This is a genomic window from Neorhizobium sp. DAR64860/K0K1 (assembly GCF_050500205.1).
In the GTDB taxonomy this organism is placed as follows: Bacteria; Pseudomonadota; Alphaproteobacteria; order Rhizobiales; family Rhizobiaceae; genus Neorhizobium; species Neorhizobium soli.
Genome location: NZ_CP191459.1, coordinates 1,764,719 through 1,783,697, shown reverse-complemented (window position 1 = coordinate 1,783,697; position 18,979 = coordinate 1,764,719). Strand labels below are relative to the sequence as shown.

The following is an 18,979-nucleotide window of genomic DNA, read 5'->3' as shown; positions in this document are numbered from 1 at the left end:
GTCTCCCTTTCTGCTGCTCAGTCCTGTTCTTGCCGTTCACCCTTGCGGAAAGGGCTGTGCTCGGAAAGGTACTCGTTCATGTATTCCACATCCTCCCGCTCTCGCTTCAGGTAGTCAGCAATCGCGCTACGAAGGCCGGGATGGGCGATGTAATGCATCGAATGGGTGGTGACGGGCAGGTAACCGCGCGCAAGCTTGTGCTCGCCCTGTGCGCCCGCCTCGACCCGCTTCAGCCCATGCGCAAGCGCATAGTCGATCGCCTGATGGTAGCACACCTCGAAATGCAGGAAGGGATGGTCTTCGATACAGCCCCAGTGGCGACCGTAAAGCGCGTCGCCGCCAATGAAGTTGATCGCACCGGCGACGTACCGCCCCTCGCGCTTGGCCATGACCAGAAGAATGTCGTCTGCCATGCGTTCGCCGATCAGCGAATAGAAGGCCCGGGTAAGATACGGCCGGCCCCATTTGCGCCCGCCCGTATCCATGTAGAACGTGTAGAACTGGTCCCAGATGTCCTCGGTCAGGTCCTTGCCTGTCAGCCAGTCGATCGTGATGCCGTTCTCGAGCGCGGCTCGCCGTTCCTTCTTCAACGCCTTGCGCTTGCGCGAGGCGAGCGTTTCCAGAAACGCATCGTGATCGGCATAACCGTCGTTGATGAAGTGGAACTGCTTGTCGGTTCGGTGCAGATATTCAGCGTCTTCGAAAGCGATGACTTCATCATCCGGCACGAAGGTGACATGGGCGGACGATATGCCGAGCTGCCGTGTCACCTCCTGGAGACCTTCCGCAAGCGTGGTCTGCACCATGTCGCGATCAAAGCCCGAGGCAACGAGAAGGCGCGGACCGGTTGCGGGCGTAAATGGGACCGCACACTGCAGTTTAGGGTAGTAACGGCCGCCGGCGCGCTCGAAGGCGTCGGCCCAGCCATGGTCGAACACGTATTCGCCCTGACTATGGCTCTTGAGATAGCCCGGCACGGCGCCGATCAGTTTACCCTTGTCATCTTCCAGCAGGAGATGTTGGCCGTGCCAGCCTGTTTTTGCCGTTGCCGAACCGGATTCCTCCAGTGCGGACAGGAAGGCATGTGACAGGAACGGATTGTAGGGAACGGAAGACGTCCCTAAGGGATCGGCCTCCTTGGAGGCGCCGGAAAGCCGCGACCAGCTTTGTGGGCTGATCGCGGCAATGGATTTTTCGATGCGGATTGTCAGGTTGCCGGTCATTGGATCCAATTATGCGGCAGGGTTCTCCCGTGGGTCGAACCCTTCGAAGGTCATCTGCTTTGCATATTTATAGGTATGTTCGACGGCCTTTGCATCCCTCACGGTCCAGGTAATGATCGGAATTCCGGCATCGGCCTGCGCGGTGACGAACGAGTTGGGCAGATGCGCCCAGTGATAGGAGATGAAATCGAGGCCGAGCTGCATCGCTTCGTCGTGATTGAAGAACTCTTCCGGCTTTGAGCCTTCGGCGGTGAGGCCAAGCGGGTAGGGCGCCTCGGCCTGCTTCAGTGCACGCAGGATGTGGTAGTCGAAGCTCATCAGGGCAACCTTGCCCTCATACCCTTCCAGCACGTCGAGAACGTCGTCAACGAAGCCGTCGTCCTCATCCGCTTGGCGACCCTTGATCTCGATGACAAGAGGAACGCGACCGGCGACGAGCGTGAGCATCTGCTTGAGCGTCGGTATCTTGTCCGCGGTGCCACCAATCGAAAGCATTCCGAGTTCGGCCGCGGTCCGTTCGCGAACGTCGCCCTTGATGCCGCAAAGGCGCTCCAGCTTGTTGTCGTGGAACACGACCGGGACGCTGTCTGCGGACAGCTGTATGTCGCATTCGATCGCGAAACCCGCATCAATGGCCCGGGAAAACGCTGACAGCGTATTTTCCCAGACCGTCTTGTTCATGTCGTGATAGCCGCGATGCGCCACCGGTACGTCCTTGATCCAGTCTGCAGATGTCATGCGGAGATCTCGATGATAGCCTCGATCTCGACCGCGGCGTTGAGTGGAAGTGCTGCCATGCCGACGGCAGCGCGGGCGTGCTTGCCGGCTTCCCCGAGCACGTTCGCAATCAGGTTCGAAGCGCCATTGGTGACGATGTGCTGTTCCGCGAAGCCCGGTGCAGACGCAACGAAGCTCGACAGCTTGACGACGCGCTTGATCCTGGTGAGATCTCCGCCAAGAGCAGCCTTCGCCTGCGACAGAATGTTGATGGCGCAGAGTTCTGCGGCGCGCTGCGCTGCCGGGACGTCGACATCGGCACCGACCAGGCCACTGACCGCAATCTTGCCGTTTTCGGTCGGCAACTGACCGGAGATATAGAGCATGTTGCCGCTGATCACGTAGGACACATAGTTGGCGGCAGGCGCTGCTGCCTCAGGCAGAACGATGTCCAGTTCCTGCAGGCGCGTCTCGATCGGGTTCGACATTTCGGTCTCCGGTTTTATTGTAAATTGCCCAAAAATCCTGCATCAAGGTCATAACCTCGGCTGATGGCGTTCTTACAACATCATGCATTGAGTCCAATAGGAGAATGTGAATGCTGCGCACGAGCCTTGGGATGTTCCTTGCCGGCGTGATGAGCGTGCCAGCGGCCTCCGCTGCCCCGATGAGCGCCGATACGGCGGCCCGCCTGCTCATTCCGCATCGCGCCGTCTACGACCTGAAACTCAAGGATGCGTCCGAGCGGTCCGGAATCGAAGGGATGGTCGGACGAATGGTCTACGAGTTTACCGGCTCGGCCTGCACGGGGTTCACGACCAACTTCCGTCTCGTCACAAAGATAGATACCGGCGAGCAAACCCGCGTCAGCGACCAGCAGACCAACACGTTCGAGGATGTATCGGCGCAGCAGTTTCACTTCGAGACCAAGTCGTTTACCGACGAACAGTTGGACAAGGAGGTCGCCGGTGACGCGACAACCGGCGAAACCGGCGTCAAAGTGGACCTGACCGGTCCCGAGGGGCGCGAAGTCGACCTTCCAGCCAGCGCGTTCCCTACCAATCACATGCTTGAAGTGATCAAGAATGCGAAGGATGGCAACCGGTTTTTCGAGGCACGCGTGTTCGACGGTTCCGAGGATGGCGACAAGTCGCTTCTGACGACGACAGTCATCGGAAAGCAGCAGGACCCGCAGAAGGAAGATCTTGATGCAGCCAAAGCCGGCGAGTTCTCCAAGGCCGCGTATTGGCCTGTGACCATTGCCTATTTCAACGAGGCAGCCGCGGGCGATCCGACGCCCGTCTACAACATGTCGTTCAAGCTCTATGAGAACGGCATCACGCGCGACCTGACCATGGACTACGGCGACTTCGTGCTTAGCGGAAGCCTGAGCAAGCTTGAGCTTTTGCAAAAGAGCGACTGCCAGGCAGATCAACGACCCGTTACCAGGTGACGACGGGATGAATTTGCTGCCGTCCTTCTCTATATAAGCGGTAGTCGAGTATGCACGTCCACCGAGGCGTGGAGAGGAGCGGTGTCTATGAGTTCGATTGGTACCATTCTTTCTGTCGCGATCCTGACAGGAGCCGCCGCGCTGACACTCGCGCCGACGAGGGTCTCGGCGCAGGAGTGCCGTACCGATCCCTATCCCGGGATCAACTGGTCGAGTTGCGCCAAGCGCAATCTGATGCTGAGCGGATCCGATTTCTCCAAGGGTAGTCTTGCGGAGGCGGACTTAAGCTTTACCGATCTGCGCGATTCGAATTTTGCAGGTACCAATCTCACCAAGGCGAAGCTCATCCGCACCTGGATGGCAGGCAGCAACGCCGAGGGGGCAAATTTTTCAAAGGTCGAAGCGTATCGGTCCGACTTCCAGAAAGTTCGCGCCAACGACGCGAACTTCACGAGCGCGGAGTTGGAGAGGTCCAATTTCTCGAAAGCGGAGTTGAACAACGCACGCTTCGAGAAAGCCGAACTCGGCAGGTCGAACTTCGACGGGGCCATCCTGACAGGCGCAAGTTTCGCCTTCGCAAACCTGGCACGCGCCGACCTGACGAAGGCCGAATTCAAAGGTCCACTCAACTTCCAGAGCGCCTTCTTCTTTCTGACGCGTATCGAAGGAGTGGACCTGTCGTCTTCGATCGGGCTCGATCAGCACCAGCTGAACGTCGCCTGCGGCGACCGGCGCACGAAACTGCCGGCCGGCCTGACACTGCCGGAAAGCTGGCCCTGCGGCGACCGCGAAATGGACTAGGGCTTCGGCCAGTCCCGCTCTTCCCAAAGACAGGCAGCGTCGAAAAGAGCTTGCCTTTGTGGCCGATGCCTAGTATGGGCACCGGCATTCCACACGCAAGGCATGGGATGGTCCGGGAGAAATCCGGTCCGTTCCGCCCGGTGGCAGCCTCGACGAGGTTGCTGTTCGTCTTGCGGAGGTTCAACCGGAAAAGGATAACTAGGCATGGCATTGCCCGATTTCTCTATGCGCCAGCTTCTCGAAGCAGGCACCCACTTCGGCCACCAGACACACCGCTGGAACCCGAAGATGAAGCCGTACATCTTCGGCGATCGTAACAACATCCACATCATCGATCTGGCTCAGACCGTTCCGATGCTGTCGCGCGCCCTTCAGGTCGTGTCCGACACCGTTGCTCGTGGCGGCCGCGTTCTGTTCGTTGGCACCAAGCGTCAGGCTTCCGAGCTTATCGCTGACTCCGCCAAGCGTTCGGCCCAGTACTACGTCAACTCCCGCTGGCTCGGCGGCATGATGACCAACTGGAAGACCATTTCGAACTCGATCGCCCGTCTGCGCAAGCTCGACGAGATCCTGAACTCGGAAGCTTCCGGCTACTCCAAGAAGGAGCGTCTGAACCTCGAGCGCGAACGCGAAAAGCTGGACAAGGCTCTTGGCGGTATCCGTGACATGGGCGGCGTTCCGGACCTGATGTTCATCATCGACACCAACAAGGAAAAGATCGCGATCGATGAAGCAAAGCGCCTGGGCATCCCGGTCGTCGCCATCATCGACTCGAACTGCGATCCGGACCTGATCGACTTCCCGATCCCCGGCAACGACGACGCTTCGCGCGCCATCGCTCTCTACTGCGACCTGATGGCACGCGCTGCCATCGACGGCATTGCCCGTCAGCAGGGCGCTTCGGGCCGTGACCTCGGCGCGATGATGGAGGCTCCTGAAGAGCCTGCTCTCGAAGCTGAAGGCGCAGCCGAAACGGAAGCTCAGGCTTAATTGTCTGAGTCTGGAGCGTTCTGAGACGCTCCGTCTTTTCGAATTCGACCAAGGCCAGAGATATCAATCCCTGGCCTTGGTCGTTTAAGACGATACGTCGCCGTCTACCGTCAGGTGGACGTGGAGACGGTCGCAACCGTGATGGCTTCATCACGATGTCATATTTCCGGGTACATTCGTCCCAATATTTGGTATCGCCGACGGTTTTCCGGCGACACGCAACTTGAACCGACAAGAGGCACGAAAATGGCTGAAATCACCGCTGCACTGGTGAAGGAACTGCGCGAAAAGTCCGGCGCGGGCATGATGGATTGCAAGCGCGCGCTTGCCGAAAACAACGGCGACATCGAAGCTGCGATCGACTGGCTGCGCGCCAAGGGCATCGCCAAGGCTGACAAGAAGTCCGGCCGTACCGCTGCCGAAGGCCTGATCGGCGTCGCATCCAACGGCACCTCGGCTGTCGTTGTCGAAGTGAACTCCGAAACCGACTTCGTAGCGCGCAACGATGCGTTCCAGACCATGGTTCGCGGCATTGCCGATGTTGCCCTGACCACCGACGGTACCGTCGACGGCGTCAGCGCAGCAATCTATCCGGCTACCGGCAAGACGGTCTCCGACACGATCAAGGATACGATTGCCACGATCGGCGAGAACATGAACCTGCGCCGCTCCGCGCTTCTGTCCGTCGAGGACGGCGTTGTTGCGACTTACATCCACAACGCAGCGGCTGACCGTCTCGGAAAGCTCGGCGTTCTCGTTGCCCTGAAGTCGACCGGCAACAAGGAAGCCCTGAACGCCATCGGCCGCCAGGTTGCCATGCACATCGCTGCGACCAACCCGCTCGCCATCCGTTCGGAAGAAGTCGATGCCGCTGTCGCCGAGCGCGAGCGCAACGTCTTCATCGAACAGGCCCGCGAATCCGGCAAGCCGGAAGCCATCATCGAAAAGATGGTCGACGGCCGCATGCGCAAGTTCTTCGAGGAAGTTGCTCTTCTGTCGCAGGCTTTCGTCATCAACCCTGACCTCACCGTCGGTGACGCCGTCAAGGCTGCCGAAAAGGAAGTCGGCGCGCCGATCGAAGTCACCGGCATGGCACGTCTTCTCCTCGGTGAAGGCGTCGAAAAGGAAGAAAGCGATTTCGCAGCAGAAGTTGCAGCAGTCGCGAAGGGCTGATTGCTGCCTTCACGCGCATCGCAAGGCGCTGTAGTCGTTGAAAACCTGAAGGGCACCGGTGACAAGCCGGTGCCCTTCGTGTATCCGCATCCCGTTTGATCACTCCGTCCGTTTCGCTTTCAAGGAGCCACCATGTCGCAACCGATCTACAAGCGTGTTCTGCTCAAGGCCTCCGGTGAAGCACTGATGGGAAGTCAGGGCTTCGGTATCGACGTCGAAGTTGCAGACCGGATCGCATCGGATATTGCGGATGCCTGCGCCATGGGCGTCGAAGTCGGTGTCGTCGTCGGCGGCGGCAACATTTTTCGTGGCGTGGCCGTAGCCTCCAAGGGTGGCGACCGGGTGACCGGCGACCACATGGGCATGCTCGGCACCGTCATCAACGCACTGGCGCTCGCAACCTCGCTGCGCAAGCTCGACATCGAGACGGTCGTCCTGTCGGCTGTCGCCATGCCGGAGATCTGCGAAAGCTTCTCGCAGCGTCGCACGCTGCATCATATGGCGCAGGGCCGTGTGGTGATCTTTGCCGGCGGTACCGGCAACCCGTTCTTCACCACCAATTCTGCTGCGGCGCTGCGTGCTGCCGAGATCGGCGCAGAAGCGATATTCAAGGGCACGCAGGTCGACGGCATCTATTCCGCAGACCCGAAGAAGGACCCGACCGCGACCCGTTTCGAAACGCTCACCCACAGTGAAGTGCTCGACAAGGGTCTTGCCGTCATGGACGTCGCAGCCGTTGCGCTGGCGCGTGAAAATTCCATTCCGATCGTCGTCTTCTCGATCCACGAGAAGGGCGGTTTCGCACAAATCTTGACCGGCGGCGGTCGCAAGACCATCGTATCCGACAACTGACACGCGGTTCGTTGCCAAGAACCGACCGCCAAGAACAATAGGGAGTTCCTGCTGATGAGTGGAGTAGATCTCAACGACATCAAGCGCCGTATGGACGGCGCGATCACGGCCTTCAAGAGCGACATCTCATCGCTGCGCACGGGCCGTGCTTCCGCAAACATCCTCGACCCTGTCACGGTCGAAGCCTATGGTTCGCGCGTGCCGCTCAACCAGGTTGCAAACGTGACGGTTCCCGAGCCGCGCATGCTGGGCGTCTCGATCTGGGACAAGTCAATGGTGGGTGCCGTCGATCGTGCAATCCGCGAATCGAATCTCGGCCTCAACCCGATCGTCGATGGCCAGAACCTGCGTATTCCTCTGCCGGAGCTTAACGAAGAGCGCCGCAAATCGCTGGTGAAGCTTGCCCACGAATACGGCGAAAAAGCCAAGGTTGCGGCTCGCCACGTCCGTCGTGACGGCATGGACGGCCTGAAGAAGGCTGAGAAGGACGGTTCCATCGGCCAGGACGAAAGTCGCGCCCAGTCGGAAAAAGTGCAGAAGATGACGGATGACACGATTTCCGAAGTCGACCGCTTGCTTGCCGACAAGGAAAAGGAAATCATGCAGGTATAACCTGCTCCGCGACGCCGCAACGTTGCGGCTGCGAAAGGAACGGCATCGATTATGGCGACCCCCGAACTTGCGATCATCCCTCGGCATGTCGCCATCATCATGGATGGCAACGGACGGTGGGCCAACAAGCGTGGGCTTCCCCGTACCGTTGGTCACAGCAAAGGGATGGAAGCCGTTCGCGAAACGGTGAAGGCGGCAGGCGAGGCGGGTGTGGAGTATCTCACCCTTTTCGCCTTTTCGTCGGAGAACTGGAGCCGTCCGGAAGCCGAGGTGAACGACCTGATGGGGCTTCTGCGCCGCTTCATCCGTCGCGACCTCGCCGAACTGCATCATTCCAATGTTCGCATCCGCATCATCGGCGACCGCGTCAAGCTGCGCGGCGATCTTCTTCCTCTGCTTCTGGAGGCCGAGGAGACGACGCGCAACAACACGGCGCTGACACTTGTGATCGCGTTCAATTATGGCTCGCGTGACGAGATCGTCCGTGCGACGGTGAGCCTTGCAAAGGACGTGCGCGCAGGCCTTCTCGATCCAGAGGCGATCGATGCGGCGATGATTTGCGGGCGTCTGGACACCGCCGATATTCCAGACCCGGACCTGATCATCCGCACCAGCGGCGAGGAGAGGCTTTCGAACTTCCTGCTTTGGCAGGCAGCCTATTCCGAGTTCCTGTTCATTCCCGAATACTGGCCGGATTTCGACAAGCAGCTCTTCTTCCAGGCCCTTAAGGTCTACGCCTCTCGCGACCGCCGGTTCGGCGCCGTCTCGGCCACTCCCACCGCGGTCGTCGGTTGATGTCGGGAGAACTGAAGAAGCGTCTTCTGTCGGCAATCGTGCTTGCCATCGTGGTCCTGGCCGCGACCTGGGCAGGTGGTCTCCCATTCCGGGCCGTCGCAGCCGTGATCGGCGTACTCGTCTATTACGAATGGTCCACGATCACTCGATTGAAGGACGTGGATTTCCAAGGCAACGCCTTCGGTTGGCTGATCGTCGTCCTTGTCGCGTTGAATGTTCTCGGCGGTGACGACCAGATGTCGATGCCGCTCCTTGGCGGCGGCGTGATAACAGCCATGCTGTTTGTCGTTCTGCGCAAGCGTAGCTGGTGGCTGCCATCAGGCATCCTCTACGCAGGCTTGAGTACGATCGCCATTGCCGCGATCCGGGGTGAAAACCAGATCGGCCTGATGGCGATGCTGTTTCTGTTCGCCGTCGTCTGGTCCACGGACATTCTCGCTTATTTCATCGGCCGCAAACTGAAGGGGCCAAAACTCGCGCCCCGGATCTCGCCCGGCAAGACATGGTCCGGAGCGATCGGCGGTACCGTTTCCGCCGTTATCGCGGGATCTGCGCTGAGTGGTGTTGTGTTCTCGGACTTCTCGCTGTGGACGGCGTTCATGGCGCTCATCCTGTCTGTCGCGAGCCAGATCGGCGATCTCTTCGAATCCTTCATCAAGCGCCGATTCGGCGTGAAGGATTCCAGTCATCTCATCCCCGGCCACGGTGGTGTGATGGATCGCGTCGACGGTCTCGTTTTTGCCTGTTTCGCGGCGTTTCTTCTCACACTTGCGCACGCCGCCTGGACAAGCCATGTTGACGCAAGCGTCGCGGCCTATCTTTTCGGCCTCTGATAAATGTCGGTCCTTGCGACCGCTGGAAACCGGAAACTGAAATGGCCATCCTGACCTTCGTTACGGGTTACATCATCCCCTTCATCCTCGTCCTGTCGCTGCTCGTCTTCGTGCACGAAATGGGCCACTATCTTGTCGGCCGCTGGTGCGGCATCCGCTCGACTGCGTTTTCCGTCGGCTTCGGACCGGAACTGATCGGGTTTACGGACAAACGCGGCACACGCTGGAAGATCTCTGCGATTCCGCTTGGTGGGTATGTGAAATTCTTTGGCGACGACGATGTCGCGAGCATGCCCGATGCCAAAAGCGTCTCGCATATGACCGAGGCGGACAAGGCTCACACGCTGGCCGGGGCCAAGCTGTGGAAACGCGCGGCGACCGTGGCTGCCGGACCGATTGCCAATTTCATTCTGGCGATCGCGATCTTCGCCGTCCTGTTCAGCGTTTACGGAAAGGTCATCGCCGATCCCGTCGTCGCCGAAGTGAGGCCTGACAGCGCCGCTGCAGAAGCCGGTGTGCAGACGGGGGACCGTCTGGTCGCGCTCGATGGCAGTCGCATCAAGACGTTCGACGACGTCCGCCGCTATGTCAGCGTGCGTCCGGAAACCCCGATCACCGTCACCGTTGAACGCAACGGGCAGGACATCGACCTGCCTATGGTGCCAAAGCGCAGTGAGATCACCGACCAGTTCGGCAACAAGGTCGAGCTCGGCCTGATCGGCATCGTCACCAACGAACAGCTGGGCAATTTCAGGACCGAAACCTTCTCGCCCCTCGAGGCAGTGGCGGAAGGGGTCAAGGAAACCGGAAATATCGTCACCGGCACATTCCGCTACATCGGCAACCTCGTGACAGGTCGCATGAAGGCTGATCAGCTGGGCGGTCCTGTCCGGGTCGCGCAGGCATCTGGCCAGATGGCGAGCCTCGGCTTTGCCGCCGTTGTGCAGCTGGCAGCCGTACTGTCAGTTTCCATTGGATTGTTGAACCTGATGCCGGTTCCTGTTCTGGACGGCGGGCATCTGGTATTTTATGCAATCGAGGCCATCAGAGGCAAGCCGCTGGGGTCTGGTGCTCAGGAGATCGCATTCCGGATCGGACTGGCCATGGTGCTCAGCCTGATGGTGTTTGCGACATTCAACGACATCAGTAATCTCATCGGTTAACCCCGTGAGATCGTTGAAATAACCCTTTATTTACCATGTTTGCATGTGGTGCGTGGCGATATGGCCACGCATGCAAAGGAAGTAAATAGAAATTAACGCGATATCTTGCTTGTAGGGCAAAAGCAGGTAAAACGACACACGTGGCCGGAGTCGGGTTCACCCGCCAAGGGACAACGGGAAAAGGTAAGAAGTGAAAATGAAGGCTGGTTCAAAGTTCTTGAACGCAGTGTCGGCGGTTGCGCTGTCTGCTAGTGTTGTTGCGTCGGGCGCCGGTGTGCTGGTGCTTGCCTCTGCTCCCGCTGCCGAGGCAGCTACCATTCGTAGCGTACAGGTCCGCGGCGCTCAGCGCGCCGGCGAAGAAGCTGTCCGTTCGAACCTTACAATCCGTCCCGGCGTTGCATTCGCCGCGAGCGACATCGACGAGTCTGTGAAGCGTCTCTATGCGACCGGATTTTTCTCCGATGTCCGCATCAGCGTTTCCGGTAGCGCGCTTGTCGTTACCGTCAGCGAAAACAAGCTGATCAACCAGGTCGTCTTCAACGGCAACCGCAAGATCAAGGACGACAAGCTCGCTGGCGCCGTTCAGACGCAGCCACTTGGCCCTTACAACCAGTCCATGATCAACGCCGACATCGAGCGCATCCGCGAATCGTATCGCGCGATTGGTCGTAGCGACGTTGAAGTCACGACGCAGACCGCCGATGTCGGCCAGGGCCGCGTCAACCTTGCCTTCGTCATCAACGAAGGTGACCGCACCAAGATTGCCAACATCACCTTTGTTGGAAACCAGGCCTATGGCGACGGTCGTCTGAAGTCGACGATCATCACCAAAGAATCCGGTCCTCTGTCTTTCCTGACCCGCAAGGATGTCTACAGCGAAGATAAGCTGCGTGCTGACGAAGACACGCTCCGCCAGTTCTACTACAATCACGGCTATCCGGATTTCCGGGTCGTGTCGTCGCAGGCGGTTCTTGATGAGTCGACTAACCAGTACAACATCACCTTCACGGTTGAGGAAGGTGCTCGCTACCAGTACGGCAACATTGCCGTTGAATCGACGGTAGAAGGCATCTCCGGTCAGGACCTGGAGGGTCTCGTCGAGACCAATTCCGGCAGCACCTACGATGCCCGTGAAATCCAGAAGACGATGGATGCGATTTCGAAGCGCGTCTCGTCTGCCGGCTATCCGTTTGCGCGTGTCACGCCACGCGGCGATCGCAACTTTGAAAACCACACGATCGGCGTCTCCTACATGGTCGACCAGGGCGAGCGCGCCTATGTCGAGCGTATCGAGGTTCGCGGCAACACCCGCACCCGCGACTATGTTATTCGCCGCGAGTTCGACTTCTCCGAAGGCGATGCGTTCAATCAGGGGATGATTGCCCGCGCTAAGAAGCGTCTTGAGGCGCTTGGCTACTTCACCACCGTCAACGTGACGACGCAGCAGGGCAGCTCTGCCGACCGTGTCGTCGTGATCGTGGACGTCGAAGATCAGCCAACCGGTTCGTTCGGTATCGGTGCAGGTTACGCTGCTGGCGGTGACGGCTTCCTTCTCGAAGCATCCATCGAAGAAAAGAACTTCCTCGGTCGTGGCCAGTACATCCGCGTTGCGGCAGGTGCCGGTACGGACGACGCTCGTAGCTACAACATCTCGTTCACCGAGCCTTATTTCCTCGGTTACCGTCTTGCTGCCGGCTTCGACATCTTCAAGAGCACGACCTCTTCGAACGATTACTACGACTATAGCGAACAGGGCATCACCCTGCGCGTAACGGCGCCGATCACTGAAGAGCTGGCGACGACGTTCCGCTACACCTACAAGACGATCAAGTACGAAGAAGACGGTGCTTTTGGTGGTGACGGCCTGCCGTTTACGCTTGATGACAAGGTGTCGCAGACCTACGCGAACCTGATCGACGAAGGCAAGTATACGCAGTCGTCAGTGTCGCAGTCGCTGGTCTACAACTCGCTGGACAGCCAGACGCTTCCACGTGAAGGTCTGTTTGCATCCTTCACGCATGAATATGCCGGCCTCGGTGGCGACTCCGACTTCTACAAGGTCACAGCCCGCGCCCGTTACTTCCACCTTCTTTCGACCGAAGCCGATCTGGTTGGTTCGATTGCCGTCGGTGGTGGTCATGTGTTCAAGACCGGTGATGATCTGAACGTCTTCGATCAGTTCACGATCGGCGGTCGTCAGATCCGTGGCTTCAAGAACGACGGTATCGGTCCGCGCACGGACGACCACGGCGATGCTCTCGGTGGCACAAGCTACTTCAATGCCTCGGCTGAAATGACGATGCCGATGCCGCTCATCCCGGAAGATGTCGGTTTCCGTGCCGCTGTCTTTGCTGACGCCGGTTCGCTGTTCGGCAATGAAACCAAGACTTTCGGTGACAAGGTCAACGGCACCGACATGTCGATCCGCGCCTCGGTCGGCGTTGGTGTCATGTGGGCTTCGCCTTTCGGCAACCTGCGCGTCGATTACGCCGAGCCGGTCGTCAAGGAAGACTTCGACGAGAAGCAGCAGTTCCGCTTCAGCATGGCGAACCAGTTCTGATCGTCTCCGGCCGCGAAAGCGGCCGGAAACCTGTTCTGGAGCTCAGGGTTCATGGACCATAACGAATTTTTCCCGCCTCATGATGGCGTGAGCCTGCGCGAGCTGGCCGCCCATCTTGGGGTTGAACTGCTTGACGAGCGTGCCGGTGACGAACTGGTACGGTCTGTCTCGCCCGTCGCGCGTGCGCGCAAAGGCGATATCTGCTACATCCTCTCCAGGAAAAGCCGCGCCGATCTCGAGACCTGCGAAGCGTCGGCAATCCTTTGCGATCCGGGCCTGAAATCCATCATTCCAGATCACATTCCGGTGCTTGCGACGAAGAAGCCGCATACGGCTTTCGCAGAGGCCGGCGCGCTTCTGCATCCCATAGCGCTTCGTCCATCACCGGTAACATCGCAGTCCGGCATTTCTCCGGCGGCCTTTGTCGATCCGACGGCGAGGCTCGAGGCTGGTGTCGAGATCGAGCCCATGGCGGTGATCGGTGCGCGTGTCGAAATCGGCAGCGGCACACGGATTGCTGCCGGCGCCGTGATCGGTGCTGACGTGAAGATCGGCCGCGACTGCACGATTGCCTCGGGCGCCAGCGTGCTGTCGGCACTGATCGGCAACAACGTCATCATCCACAATGGCGCCCGGATCGGTCAGGACGGCTTCGGCTATGCGCCCGGCCCGAAAGGCATGCTCAAGATCGTGCAGGTCGGGCGCGTCATCATCCAGGATCATGTCGAGATCGGCGCCAATACGACGATCGACCGCGGCACGATGGATGACACTGTGATCGGCGAGGGCACCAAGATCGACAATCAGGTTCAGGTCGGCCATAACGTCCGCATCGGTCGCCATTGCGGTATCGTGTCGGGCGTCGGCATTGCCGGATCGACCCGTATCGGCAATGGCGTGATGATCGGTGGTGCGAGCGGCGTTAACGGTCACATCTCGATCGGTGATGGCGTGCAGATCGCAGCAATGAGCGGCGTGGTCGCCGATATCCCGGCCGGGCAGACCTATGGCGGAATTCCGGCGCGGCCGATAAAAGACTTTTTGAGAGACATGGCGGAGATCATGTCGCGTTCCGATGACCGGGCGAAACGCCGAGGAGATAAGAAAAATGACGGATGAGACCAAGCCGGAGCTCGGCGCGGCCGACATTCAGGAAATCATGCGCCTTCTGCCGCATCGCTACCCGTTTCTCCTGGTCGACAAGATCATCGAGATCGATGGCGACAGCTCGGCTGTTGGCATCAAGAACGTGACGGCAAACGAGCCCCATTTCACCGGTCATTTTCCCGAGCAGCCGATTATGCCGGGCGTTCTTCTCGTCGAGGGCATGGCACAGACTGCCGGCGCGATCTGTGCGCGCAAGCAGGGTGGGGCTGGCAATCTCGTCTACTTCATGACGATCGACAACGCGCGTTTCCGCAAGCCGGTCGTGCCGGGTGACCGCGTGGAATTTCATGTCGTCAAGCAGAAGCAGCGCGGCAATATCTGGAAGTTTCATTGTGACGCCAAGGTCGATGGTCAGCTGGTTGCGGAAGCCGATATCGGCGCCATGATGCGCAAGGAAAGCGAATGAGCATGATCTCGGCCAGCGCGCGCATCCACCCTTCGGCCGTGGTCGAGGATGGCGCCGTGATTGGCGAGAACGTCGTCGTTGGACCGTTCTCCCATGTCGGCCCGCGCGTGGTGCTGAAGGACAATGTCGAGCTCATCTCGCATGCGGTAGTCGGTGGCAAAACCGAGATCGGCAAGGGATGTCGGATCTTCCCGATGGCGGTCATCGGTGGTGTGTCGCAGAGCCTTCACGAAGCTGGTGAGGATTCGAGCCTGACCATTGGCGACAACTGCACGATGCGCGAAGGCGTGACGATGAACACCGGTACGACGGGCGGTGGTGGCAAGACGGTCGTTGGTGACAATTGCCTCTTCCTTGCAAATTCGCACGTCGCGCATGATTGCCGGCTCGGCAGCCATATCATCATGTCCAACAACGTGATGCTGGCTGGTCACGTGCAGGTCGCCGATCGTGCGATCCTGGGCGGTGGCTGCGCCGTTCACCAGTTTACCCGCATCGGTCGGCAAGCCTTCATCGGTGGACTTTCCGCCGTCAACTACGACGTCATTCCGTTCGGCATGCTGAACGGCAATCCCGGTCTTCTGGGTGGCCTGAACGTCGTCGGCATGACCCGCGCCGGCATTGATCGCGCAACGATCCATATCGTTCGTCGCGCATTCAAGAAGATCTTCGAAGGCGAGGCAAATGTTCGCGCCAATGCCGCAGCGATCCGCGACGAGTTTGCCGATTGCCCGGAGGCCATGGAAATCATCGATTTCATCACAGCCGATAGTGACCGCGCGATCTCATCGCCTTTCCGCAGGAAGGGCTGATGGTCGCGGCCGGCGCCCCTGGCCAAGCGCGAGAGGGCCGGCTGGCGATTATCGCCGGTAAAGGCTTTTTGCCAGCCTACCTGGCGGATGCCGCACGTGTTGCAGGCGAAGATCCGTTCATCATCCAGCTGAAGGATGAGGCGGATCATCGCTTTGACGGGTTCGACCATGTGTCGCTCGGCGTCGGCGATCTTTCAGGGATCGAGAAGAGTTTTCGAGAAAGAGGCATCCGTCGCGTCGTGATGTCGGGCGGCGTCGCAAGGCGCCCTGAATGGCGCGACATTCATCCAACCTTCAAGACCCTGATCAAATTGCCCTCCGTCGTGCGCACATTGCTATCAGCCGGCGATGACGCAGTGCTGCAGATGGTGATCAAGTTGATCGAGGCCATGGGTTGCGAAGTTCTGGGTGCCCACGACATCGCGCCGGGCCTGCTGGCGAAGGTCGGTCCGCTTGGCCAAGTGTCTCCAAGCGGTGACGATCTGCGCGATATCGAACGCGGTGTCGAGGCTGCGAGTGCGCTCGGCAATCTCGATATTGGCCAGGGCGCTGTCAGCGTCGGCGGCCGCGTTGTGGCACTCGAAGGTGTCGAGGGAACTGACCGGATGATGCAGCGCGTTGCCGAACTGCGCGCCGAGGGACGTATCTCCACGCGTCGCAAGGGCGTGCTCGTCAAGCTCTGCAAGCTCCACCAGGATATGCGCGCGGACCTGCCCACCATCGGGCCATCCACCGTCGAACATGCCGTCGCGGCCGGGCTGGCGGGGATCGCCGTGGAAGCGGGCAGGGCGCTGGTGCTGGAAGAAGCAAAGCTGATCAAAGCTGCTGACGCCCACGGCATTTTCGTCTGCGGCATCGATCAGGCCCTTCCGTCGAGAGGATTGTGATGAACCAAGGTTTGAAGGTTGCGATCATCGCCGGCGAAGTGTCGGGCGATCTCTTAGGGGCAGACCTCATCGCAGCACTGAAGGCGTCCTACGCCGGTCCCGTCGAACTGATCGGGGTGGGCGGTGATGCACTGTCGGCCCAAGGCCTTCAGTCGCTGTTCGATTTCTCCGAATTGTCGATCATGGGCATCACCCAGGTGCTCGCGCGTCTTCCCAACCTGATCCGTCGCATCAACCAGACGGCGGCTGCGATCGTCGCCGCAAAGCCCGATGTGCTTGTCATCGTCGACAGCCCTGACTTTACCCACCGAGTGGCAAGAAAGGTGAGGGCGGCTCTGCCGGATCTGCCGATCGTTGATTATGTCTGCCCCAGTGTCTGGGCCTGGAAGGAATATCGTGCCAAGGCGATGCTCTCCTATGTCGACCTCGTTCTTGCCGTCCTTCCGTTCGAGCCGGAAGCGATGCGGAGGCTGGAGGGTCCGCAGACAGTGTTCGTCGGTCACCGGCTGACCAATGATGCGGATCTCCTGAGGGTCCGTGCTGCGCGCGCCGAGAGGCCGGTCAAGACCTCCGCCGACAAGAAGACGATCCTCTTGCTTCCGGGCTCCCGTTCAGCCGAAATCAAGGCACTCCTACCCGTGTTCGGCGAGGCTGCGCGCGAGTTTGCAGATCGCAATGGTGAGACCCGGTTCCTGCTTCCGACGGTACCGCGCCGGGAAGAACTGGTGCGGAAGATGGCCGCAGATCTGCCGGTTCATGTCGAGATTACCACGGATACAGCCGGAAAATGGGCTGCCTTCGCAGAGGCGGACGTGGCGCTGGCGGCTTCAGGGACGGTTATCCTGGAACTGGGGCTTGCGACGGTTCCCGTTGTCTCAGCCTACAAGACGGACTGGCTGATCAAGCTTCTGGCCGGCCGCATCAAGATCTGGACCGGCGCGCTTCCGAACCTGATCGCCGACTACCCGGTCGTTCCCGAGTATGTCAACGAGGTCGTGCGACCCGGAAGCCTCAGCCGCTGGGCGGAACGTCTGTCCGCCGACACGCCGGAGCGCCGTGCGATGCTCGACGGGTTCGCACTTGCCTGGCGGAGACTGGACGTCCCTGTTCCGCCTGGAGAGGCCGCAGCAGGTGCGGTACTCGAACTGTTAGACAACAAAAAACCCGTTCATCGCTGAACGGGTTTTTCTTTTCGCAAAGCCTAATTCAGCGCTTAGCGCTTCGAAACGGGCGTGTAGTCACGCTGCGCTTCGCCGGTATAGAGCTGGCGCGGACGACCGATACGCTGCTGCGGATCTTCGATCATTTCGGCCCACTGGGCGATCCAGCCGACGGTACGCGCAAGCGCGAACAGAACGGTGAACATCGTCGTGGGGAAGCCCATCGCCTTCAAGGTGATGCCCGAATAGAAGTCGATGTTCGGGTACAGCTTCTTTTCGATGAAGTAGGGGTCCGTCAGAGCAATCTTCTCGAGTTCCATGGCGACCTGCAGAAGCGGATCGTCCTTGTGACCGAGTTCCGCCAGCACTTCATGCGTGGTCTTCTGCATGATCTTGGCGCGCGGATCGTAGTTCTTGTAGACGCGGTGACCAAAGCCCATCAGACGGAACGGATCGTTCTTGTCCTTGGCACGGGCGATGTATTCCGGGATCTTGTCGACGGTCCCGATCTCGGTCAGCATGTTGAGCGCTGCTTCGTTGGCGCCGCCGTGAGCGGGGCCCCAGAGGCAGGCAATGCCGGCAGCGATACAGGCGAACGGGTTTGCACCCGAGGAACCTGCGAGGCGAACCGTCGAGGTCGACGCGTTCTGTTCGTGATCCGCGTGCAAGATGAAGATGCGATCCATGGCGCGCGACAGGACCGGGTTGACCTTGTATTCTTCGCACGGCACGGCAAAGCACATGCGCAGGAAGTTGGAGGCGTAATCCAGGTCGTTCTGCGGATACACGAAGGGCTGGCCGATATGGTACTTGTACGCCATGGCGGCGAGCGTCGGCATCTTGGCGATCATGCGCAGCGACGCAACCATCCGCTGGTGCGGATCGGTGATGTCGGTGGAATCGTGATAGAAGGCCGAGAGAGCGCCCACGCAACCGCACATGACGGCCATAGGATGCGCATCGCGGCGGAAGCCGGTGAAGAAGCGGCTCATCTGCTCGTGGACCATGGTGTGCATGGTTACGCGATGATCGAAGTCCTTCTTCTGGGCAGCCGTCGGCAGTTCTCCATAGAGAAGCAGATAGCAGGTTTCAAGAAAGTCACCCTGTTCAGCAAGCTGCTCGATCGGGTAGCCGCGGTGCAGGAGAACACCCTTGTCGCCGTCGATATAGGTGATCTTGGATTCACAGGATGCAGTCGACGTGAAGCCGGGGTCGTAGGTGAAGGCACCGGTTTGCTTGTACAGGGCTGCGATATCGATAACATCCGGCCCAATGGTGCCCGATCGCACCGAGAGGTCGACTGTCTTATCACCAAGTACGAGATTTGCGCTTTGTTCCGTCATTCTGATCCTCCAACCTGTTGGCGGCATGGCGC

General features: G+C 59.7%; 19 protein-coding genes. 15 read left to right on the top strand and 4 right to left on the bottom strand.

Features of this window, described 5'->3' with window-relative positions:
* Positions 1 to 17: 17 nt before the first annotated feature.
* From ACQY1J_RS13240 to ACQY1J_RS13230, 3 genes are read right to left on the bottom strand one after another with little or no spacing between them, the layout of a single operon-like run.
* Positions 18 to 1,223 carry a GNAT family N-acetyltransferase gene (locus ACQY1J_RS13240; protein WP_430250056.1) on the bottom strand — a complete coding sequence of 402 codons (1,206 nt, stop codon included), beginning with the start codon at positions 1,221 to 1,223 and terminating at the stop codon, positions 18 to 20.
* A gap of 9 nt (positions 1,224 to 1,232) precedes the next feature.
* Entirely contained in the window at positions 1,233 to 1,961 is a 729-nt protein-coding gene (locus ACQY1J_RS13235; RefSeq protein WP_113110937.1) for a glycerophosphodiester phosphodiesterase, read from the bottom strand.
* A complete protein-coding gene (locus ACQY1J_RS13230) occupies positions 1,958 to 2,428 on the bottom strand; it encodes a RidA family protein (RefSeq protein ID WP_209900731.1) in 471 nt (156 codons plus the stop codon). The genes ACQY1J_RS13235 and ACQY1J_RS13230 overlap by 4 nt, the downstream gene beginning before the upstream one ends.
* A 110-nt stretch (positions 2,429 to 2,538) precedes the next feature.
* Here ACQY1J_RS13230 and ACQY1J_RS13225 point away from each other — a divergent pair, with 110 nt between their 5' ends.
* The 15 genes from ACQY1J_RS13225 to lpxB all read left to right on the top strand — a co-directional run bounded on the left by ACQY1J_RS13225 (position 2,539) and on the right by lpxB (position 17,622).
* Positions 2,539 to 3,393: a cell envelope integrity EipB family protein gene (locus tag ACQY1J_RS13225; protein WP_062580412.1), complete on the top strand. Its 855-nt coding sequence runs from the start codon at positions 2,539 to 2,541 to the stop codon at positions 3,391 to 3,393.
* Between the two features lie 87 nt (positions 3,394 to 3,480).
* Positions 3,481 to 4,194, top strand: coding sequence for a pentapeptide repeat-containing protein (locus tag ACQY1J_RS13220; RefSeq protein WP_092662179.1), 714 nt, complete (start codon positions 3,481 to 3,483; stop codon positions 4,192 to 4,194).
* 204 nt (positions 4,195 to 4,398) lie between these two features.
* Complete coding sequence (gene rpsB / locus ACQY1J_RS13215) at positions 4,399 to 5,184, top strand: 30S ribosomal protein S2 (RefSeq protein WP_062457320.1); 786 nt, start codon at positions 4,399 to 4,401, stop codon at positions 5,182 to 5,184.
* Positions 5,185 to 5,430: 246 nt separating this feature from the next.
* A complete protein-coding gene (tsf, locus tag ACQY1J_RS13210) occupies positions 5,431 to 6,357 on the top strand; it encodes a translation elongation factor Ts (RefSeq protein ID WP_062580415.1) in 927 nt (308 codons plus the stop codon).
* A 132-nt stretch (positions 6,358 to 6,489) separates the two neighbouring features.
* Positions 6,490 to 7,209: a UMP kinase gene (gene pyrH / locus ACQY1J_RS13205; RefSeq protein ID WP_430250054.1), complete on the top strand. Its 720-nt coding sequence runs from the start codon at positions 6,490 to 6,492 to the stop codon at positions 7,207 to 7,209.
* A gap of 54 nt (positions 7,210 to 7,263) precedes the next feature.
* Positions 7,264 to 7,821, top strand: coding sequence for a ribosome recycling factor (gene frr / locus ACQY1J_RS13200; protein ID WP_062457309.1), 558 nt, complete (start codon positions 7,264 to 7,266; stop codon positions 7,819 to 7,821).
* Positions 7,822 to 7,872: 51 nt separating this feature from the next.
* Positions 7,873 to 8,616 (top strand): isoprenyl transferase, encoded by a 744-nt coding sequence (locus ACQY1J_RS13195; RefSeq protein WP_062457306.1) that lies wholly within the window; start codon positions 7,873 to 7,875, stop codon positions 8,614 to 8,616.
* Positions 8,616 to 9,449 carry a phosphatidate cytidylyltransferase gene (locus ACQY1J_RS13190; protein ID WP_062457303.1) on the top strand — a complete coding sequence of 278 codons (834 nt, stop codon included), beginning with the start codon at positions 8,616 to 8,618 and terminating at the stop codon, positions 9,447 to 9,449. The genes ACQY1J_RS13195 and ACQY1J_RS13190 overlap by 1 nt, the downstream gene beginning before the upstream one ends.
* Before the next feature lie 41 nt (positions 9,450 to 9,490).
* Positions 9,491 to 10,612, top strand: a complete 1,122-nt coding sequence (gene rseP, locus ACQY1J_RS13185; RefSeq protein ID WP_062457300.1) for an RIP metalloprotease RseP — start codon at positions 9,491 to 9,493, stop codon at positions 10,610 to 10,612.
* Between the two features lie 196 nt (positions 10,613 to 10,808).
* Complete coding sequence (gene bamA, locus ACQY1J_RS13180) at positions 10,809 to 13,172, top strand: outer membrane protein assembly factor BamA (RefSeq protein ID WP_430250052.1); 2,364 nt, start codon at positions 10,809 to 10,811, stop codon at positions 13,170 to 13,172.
* Positions 13,173 to 13,223: 51 nt separating this feature from the next.
* A complete protein-coding gene (lpxD, locus tag ACQY1J_RS13175) occupies positions 13,224 to 14,291 on the top strand; it encodes a UDP-3-O-(3-hydroxymyristoyl)glucosamine N-acyltransferase (RefSeq protein WP_430250050.1) in 1,068 nt (355 codons plus the stop codon).
* Positions 14,281 to 14,745, top strand: a complete 465-nt coding sequence (gene fabZ / locus ACQY1J_RS13170; RefSeq protein WP_062457291.1) for a 3-hydroxyacyl-ACP dehydratase FabZ — start codon at positions 14,281 to 14,283, stop codon at positions 14,743 to 14,745. The genes lpxD and fabZ overlap by 11 nt, the downstream gene beginning before the upstream one ends.
* Positions 14,742 to 15,557 (top strand): acyl-ACP--UDP-N-acetylglucosamine O-acyltransferase, encoded by an 816-nt coding sequence (gene lpxA / locus ACQY1J_RS13165; protein WP_430250048.1) that lies wholly within the window; start codon positions 14,742 to 14,744, stop codon positions 15,555 to 15,557. The genes fabZ and lpxA overlap by 4 nt, the downstream gene beginning before the upstream one ends.
* A complete protein-coding gene (locus ACQY1J_RS13160) occupies positions 15,557 to 16,444 on the top strand; it encodes an LpxI family protein (RefSeq protein ID WP_062580426.1) in 888 nt (295 codons plus the stop codon). Before lpxA ends, ACQY1J_RS13160 begins: the two co-directional genes overlap by 1 nt.
* A complete protein-coding gene (gene lpxB, locus ACQY1J_RS13155; protein WP_092662191.1) occupies positions 16,444 to 17,622 on the top strand; it encodes a lipid-A-disaccharide synthase in 1,179 nt (392 codons plus the stop codon). The genes ACQY1J_RS13160 and lpxB overlap by 1 nt, the downstream gene beginning before the upstream one ends.
* 35 nt (positions 17,623 to 17,657) lie before the next feature.
* Here lpxB and gltA read toward each other — a convergent pair whose 3' ends face one another.
* Positions 17,658 to 18,947, bottom strand: a complete 1,290-nt coding sequence (gene gltA / locus ACQY1J_RS13150) for a citrate synthase (protein WP_062457278.1) — start codon at positions 18,945 to 18,947, stop codon at positions 17,658 to 17,660.
* Positions 18,948 to 18,979 lie beyond the last annotated feature (32 nt).

Excerpts from the sequence above, each read along its gene's own strand:
- ACQY1J_RS13240 (WP_430250056.1), bottom strand. The coding sequence starts at position 1,223 with ATGACCGGCAACCTGACAATCCGCATCGAAAAATCCATTGCCGCGATC.
- ACQY1J_RS13235 (WP_113110937.1), bottom strand. The coding sequence starts at position 1,961 with ATGACATCTGCAGACTGGATCAAGGACGTACCGGTGGCGCATCGCGGC.
- ACQY1J_RS13230 (WP_209900731.1), bottom strand. The coding sequence starts at position 2,428 with ATGTCGAACCCGATCGAGACGCGCCTGCAGGAACTGGACATCGTTCTG.
- ACQY1J_RS13225 (WP_062580412.1), top strand. The coding sequence starts at position 2,539 with ATGCTGCGCACGAGCCTTGGGATGTTCCTTGCCGGCGTGATGAGCGTG.
- ACQY1J_RS13220 (WP_092662179.1), top strand. The coding sequence starts at position 3,481 with ATGAGTTCGATTGGTACCATTCTTTCTGTCGCGATCCTGACAGGAGCC.
- rpsB (WP_062457320.1), top strand. The coding sequence starts at position 4,399 with ATGGCATTGCCCGATTTCTCTATGCGCCAGCTTCTCGAAGCAGGCACC.
- tsf (WP_062580415.1), top strand. The coding sequence starts at position 5,431 with ATGGCTGAAATCACCGCTGCACTGGTGAAGGAACTGCGCGAAAAGTCC.
- pyrH (WP_430250054.1), top strand. The coding sequence starts at position 6,490 with ATGTCGCAACCGATCTACAAGCGTGTTCTGCTCAAGGCCTCCGGTGAA.
- frr (WP_062457309.1), top strand. The coding sequence starts at position 7,264 with ATGAGTGGAGTAGATCTCAACGACATCAAGCGCCGTATGGACGGCGCG.
- ACQY1J_RS13195 (WP_062457306.1), top strand. The coding sequence starts at position 7,873 with ATGGCGACCCCCGAACTTGCGATCATCCCTCGGCATGTCGCCATCATC.
- ACQY1J_RS13190 (WP_062457303.1), top strand. The coding sequence starts at position 8,616 with ATGTCGGGAGAACTGAAGAAGCGTCTTCTGTCGGCAATCGTGCTTGCC.
- rseP (WP_062457300.1), top strand. The coding sequence starts at position 9,491 with ATGGCCATCCTGACCTTCGTTACGGGTTACATCATCCCCTTCATCCTC.
- bamA (WP_430250052.1), top strand. The coding sequence starts at position 10,809 with ATGAAGGCTGGTTCAAAGTTCTTGAACGCAGTGTCGGCGGTTGCGCTG.
- lpxD (WP_430250050.1), top strand. The coding sequence starts at position 13,224 with ATGGACCATAACGAATTTTTCCCGCCTCATGATGGCGTGAGCCTGCGC.
- fabZ (WP_062457291.1), top strand. The coding sequence starts at position 14,281 with ATGACGGATGAGACCAAGCCGGAGCTCGGCGCGGCCGACATTCAGGAA.
- lpxA (WP_430250048.1), top strand. The coding sequence starts at position 14,742 with ATGAGCATGATCTCGGCCAGCGCGCGCATCCACCCTTCGGCCGTGGTC.
- ACQY1J_RS13160 (WP_062580426.1), top strand. The coding sequence starts at position 15,557 with ATGGTCGCGGCCGGCGCCCCTGGCCAAGCGCGAGAGGGCCGGCTGGCG.
- lpxB (WP_092662191.1), top strand. The coding sequence starts at position 16,444 with ATGAACCAAGGTTTGAAGGTTGCGATCATCGCCGGCGAAGTGTCGGGC.
- gltA (WP_062457278.1), bottom strand. The coding sequence starts at position 18,947 with ATGACGGAACAAAGCGCAAATCTCGTACTTGGTGATAAGACAGTCGAC.